Here is a 570-nt window from a genome sequence, read left to right as displayed (position 1 = left end):
TGCTGATTCAGAAGCTGATGTTGACGCTGATTCTGACGCACTTGTTGATGCTGACTCAGAAGCTGATGTGCTTGCTGACTCAGATGCGCTTGTGCTTGCTGATTCTGATACGCTTGTGCTTGCTGATTCAGAAGCTGATGTTGACGCTGATTCTGACGCACTTGTTGATGCTGATTCAGAAGCTGATGTTGACGCTGATTCTGACGCACTTGTTGATGCTGACTCAGAAGCTGATGTGCTTGCTGATTCTGATGCGCTTGTTGATGCTGATTCAGAAGCTGATGTTGACGCTGATTCTGACGCACTTGTTGATGCTGACTCAGACGCTGATGTTGATGCTGACTCAGATGCGCTTGTTGATGCTGATTCAGAAGCTGATGTGCTTGCTGATTCTGATGCACTTGTTGATGCAGACTCAGATGCTGATGTGCTTGCTGATTCTGACGCACTTGTTGATGCTGACTCAGAAGCTGATGTGCTTGCAGACTCAGATGCTGATGTGCTTGCTGACTCAGATGCACTTGTTGATGCTGATTCAGAAGCTGATGTGCTTGCTGATTCAGAAGCTGA

The 570-nt window shown here is 47.2% G+C and carries 1 pseudogene; it reads left to right on the top strand.

Annotated elements, in window-relative coordinates:
* Positions 1-570, top strand: a pseudogene (locus ACESOD_RS09800) (hypothetical protein); the annotation flags it as partial.

The organism is Streptococcus oralis (assembly GCF_964238205.1).
Lineage (GTDB): Bacteria > Bacillota > Bacilli > Lactobacillales > Streptococcaceae > Streptococcus > Streptococcus oralis_CZ.
This window is presented reverse-complemented; position numbering and strand designations above follow the sequence as displayed.